The following is a 3,682-nucleotide window of genomic DNA, read 5'->3' on the forward strand; positions in this document are numbered from 1 at the left end:
CCTCTGATCATCAAATTGATCAGAGGTGTTTACAAAACTATGACATGAAATGGATGTCAGAAATGACTTGCCGATCAGCTTGTCAGGAGGCCATTAATCATCATGATGGCAGCAGGGCCGACCAGCACTACGAAAATTCCGGGAAAAATGAACAGTACCAGCGGAAAGATCATCTTGACCGCCGTCATCGCGGCCTGCTCTTCGGCGAGCTGACTGCGTTTCACGCGCATACTGTCCGACTGCACCCGCAACGCCTTCGCAATCGAGGAACCGAACTTGTCTGCCTGAATCAGAATCGCCGATAAGGCACGCATATCGTCGACTCCGCTACGGATTCCCAGGTCATGCAGCACTTCCCGCCGCTGACGCCCCATCTGTAACTGCAGGTTACACAGCGCGAATTCGCTGCACACATCCGGCGCAGTTTCTTCCAGCTCTTCAGACACCCTTCTCATCGCCGCGTCGAGCCCCAGTCCTGCTTCGACACAGACGACCAGCAGGTCTAACGCATCCGGCAGTGACAGGAAAATTCGTTCGATGCGTGCTTTACACAACAGGCTTAAACCAATGGAAGGCAGATAAAAACCAATCCCGCCGCCAATGACTAATGAAGTCCAGCCGTTTTGGGCGAAGCCGAATCGATAAAAACCGTAACCTGATCCCAGTACGACTCCCAGCAGCCCTAAAGCCACTTTCAATGAAAGAAAGATGGACGGCGCATTCTCTGAATTATAGCCGGCATTGGCCAGCCGCACCTTTAACTGGTTTTCTTCCAGCTCTGACTTGGGCGTCAATGCTTTGGACAGCGTTGGCGCTGCTTTCTCAAAGAGACTGCTGCCGGCATTTTGATCCGGGCCATTTCTCAAATGCGGATTACGCAACTCCTCCAGTCGCGCGGAGGTGCGCGATTGATCAGAATTGAGTTTATTGATCAATGCAATACCTGCAAGGATCACCATTCCAAAAATAGCCCACGGTAACAGTTGAACAAAATCCATGATTCACTCTCCCACGCGCAGCCAGTCGAGGTGGCTGCCATTTTTCTCAAACAGTAATAATCAATGAAGTGATTTAAAGGTTCTGCTGTTCAAATTTTGATATTGACGATTTTCTTGATCCACAAGGCCCCCAGGACCTGCAGCACAATACCGCCGGCAATCATCTTGCGTCCCAATTCATCTGTAAACAACAGCATGACGTAATCGGGATTCAGATAATATACGGCAAAAAACAGGGCAATCGGTAAAGCCATCAACACGACTCCACTGATACGACCTTCCCCGGTTAACGCCTGAACCTGTCCCATGATTTTGAAACGCTGCCGAATGATATAACCAATTTTGTCCAGAATTTCGGCAAGGTCTCCCCCCGCCTGTCGCTGAATCACAACCGCCGTCACGAAAAACTTCAAATCCAGGTTCGGCATTCGCTTCAGCATACTTTTCAATGCCACATCGATGGGAACCCCCAGGTTCTGTTCTTCATACGCCATTGCAAATTCGGTGGAAATCGGAGCCGGCATTTCCTGTACAACCACACTCAGGCCCGACGACAGACTATGGCCAGAACGCAAAGCACGCCCCACCAGTTCCAGAGCATCGGGAAGTTGTTGTGCAAATTTTTTAAACCGTCGATTTCTGCGAAACAGCAGCCACATGAACGGAGCAGCCCCGGTTGCCAGCGCAGCGACAGGACAGAATGGTCCCGGGGCATTGGTAAACCAGGCTAACGCAAAACCGACTGCAGCCGACATCCCCGTCATTAATAAAAAGGTGTCTGCCTTAAACGGGGCCTCTGACTGCTCCAGCAGCAGTTTCAGATTTCCAAACTTCTCGAGAACGTGAGCGACCTGATCCGAAAGACTGTTCAGACCCCCTTTGACAAATTCTTCTTTCAGCAACGAAGCAGATTCGTTTGCTGCCTTTTTTTTACCCGTAATCACCGCCAGACGATCTTCGGCCGTACTGGACGAAAAATCCTTGAATACGAACATGACGGCTCCTACTAAAGCCATCATACCCAAAAATGCAGCGATTGAGATGATGAGAGTCTGATCCATCTCTGATTACCTTTATCCTCTGAAAGATTGATTTCTTTTTTGATTCAATGTTGATTGATCAACCCAAAAGTTTTAACCCTGTAGTACGCGATTGGCAAACAGGTTCGCGGGCAAACGAACGCCCGACGCTTCCAGCCGGTCCATGAAGGCCGGGCGGACCCCGGTCGCTTCAAAGTGACCAAAGGCTCTACCGTCTGCATCAATTCCATCCTGAATAAACAGGAAAATATCCTGCATAATCACGGTGTCCTGTTCCATATTCAACACCTCTGTGACGTGTGTCACTTTACGAGGCCCGCCTTGTAAACGGTTGACCTGAATAATCAAATCAACGGCTGACGCAAATTGCTGTCGCAGAGCCTTGAGAGGCAGTTCGACGCCCCCCATCGTGATCATGGTTTCCAGACGGGAAACCGCGTCGCGAGGAGAGTTGGCGTGAATCGTGGTCAACGAACCTTCGTGACCGGTATTCATCGCCTGAAGCATGTCCAGCGATTCTGCACCACGACATTCCCCGATGATGATTCGGTCAGGTCGCATACGCAATGCGTTCTTCACAAGGTCGGTTGCCGTAACCTGCCCCCGGCCTTCAATGTTGGGGGGACGTGTTTCCAAACGTAAAATGTGATCCTGCTGCAACTGAAGTTCGGCGGCGTCTTCAATCGTGATCACGCGATGGTCACTTTGAATGAAGCTGGAGAGTGTATTCAGGAGTGTCGTCTTACCAGAACCGGTACCACCGCTGATGATCGTATTCACGCGAGCCTTGATAGCTCCTTCCAGCAACATCGCGATTTCCGGAGTAAAGGCACCAAACCGCAGCAGGTCTTCCAGACCCAGCGGATTCGATCCGAATTTACGAATCGTCAACGAAGGCCCGTCCAGCGCCAGCGGAGGAATGACCGCGTTCAAGCGGGAGCCATCGGGCAAGCGCGCGTCGACCAGGGGAGATGTTTCATCGACACGTCGTCCTACCTTTGAAACAATCCGGTCAAGAATCTGCAGCAAATGCTGATTGTCGCGAAACACAACTTTGGAACGTTCAATACGCCCGTTTTTTTCGACAAACACATTCTTAGGCCCGTTGATCATGATATCGGCGATATCCTGATCTTTGAGCAACAGTTCCAAAGGACCGAAGCCAAATGTTTCGTCCAGAATTTCCTCGATCAAACGCTCGCGTTCGGAGCGGTTGAGCAGCGGATTTTCGGTATCGCACAAATGCTCGATGACCAGACGAATTTCACGACGGAGCGAATCCCCTTCCAGATCACCCACGCGGGACAAATCGAGTTTTTCAACTAACTTGCCGTGGATGAGCCGTTTCAGATCATCAAACGCCATATTGGGATCAGCTTGAGAAAGGCCAGGAACTGCCATGTTTACAAAACTCCTTCAACTTATATGCATTGTTTAAAAACCAGTTGTGCCTGCCTTTTTCCGACTCGGGCATGTCTGTTTCAGTTCGTGTGTTCGCACCTGGTTTTTCTAGTTTAAATCTAGTTCACAAATCTGCCTCAAGTCGTCTGAAGAGTGAAAATGATGCAAAAAGACAGCATTGATTAATCTGCGAAAGCAATATCATCGCGTCAATCATGCAGAACATAAGGGTCGCACGCGATC

General features: G+C 50.1%; 3 protein-coding genes. All 3 read right to left on the reverse strand.

Annotation, left to right across the window (positions count from 1 at the left end):
• Positions 1–74: 74 nt before the first annotated feature.
• Entirely contained in the window at positions 75–998 is a 924-nt protein-coding gene (locus Q0294_RS05190; RefSeq protein WP_299461613.1) for a type II secretion system F family protein, read from the reverse strand.
• 89 nt (positions 999–1,087) lie between these two features.
• The gene (locus Q0294_RS05195) at positions 1,088–2,059 is read right to left on the reverse strand and encodes a type II secretion system F family protein (RefSeq protein ID WP_299461614.1); all 972 of its coding nucleotides are present in this window, start codon (positions 2,057–2,059) and stop codon (positions 1,088–1,090) included.
• Positions 2,060–2,131: 72 nt separating this feature from the next.
• Positions 2,132–3,439, reverse strand: a complete 1,308-nt coding sequence (locus Q0294_RS05200) for a CpaF family protein (protein ID WP_299461615.1) — start codon at positions 3,437–3,439, stop codon at positions 2,132–2,134.
• Between the last annotated feature and the right edge of the window lie 243 nt (positions 3,440–3,682).

The sequence above is a fragment of the uncultured Gimesia sp. genome, assembly GCF_937919775.1.
Taxonomy (GTDB): domain Bacteria; phylum Planctomycetota; class Planctomycetia; order Planctomycetales; family Planctomycetaceae; genus Gimesia.

Excerpts from the sequence above, each read along its gene's own strand:
- Q0294_RS05190 (WP_299461613.1), bottom strand. The coding sequence starts at position 998 with ATGGATTTTGTTCAACTGTTACCGTGGGCTATTTTTGGAATGGTGATC.
- Q0294_RS05200 (WP_299461615.1), bottom strand. The coding sequence starts at position 3,439 with ATGGCAGTTCCTGGCCTTTCTCAAGCTGATCCCAATATGGCGTTTGAT.
- Q0294_RS05195 (WP_299461614.1), bottom strand. The coding sequence starts at position 2,059 with ATGGATCAGACTCTCATCATCTCAATCGCTGCATTTTTGGGTATGATG.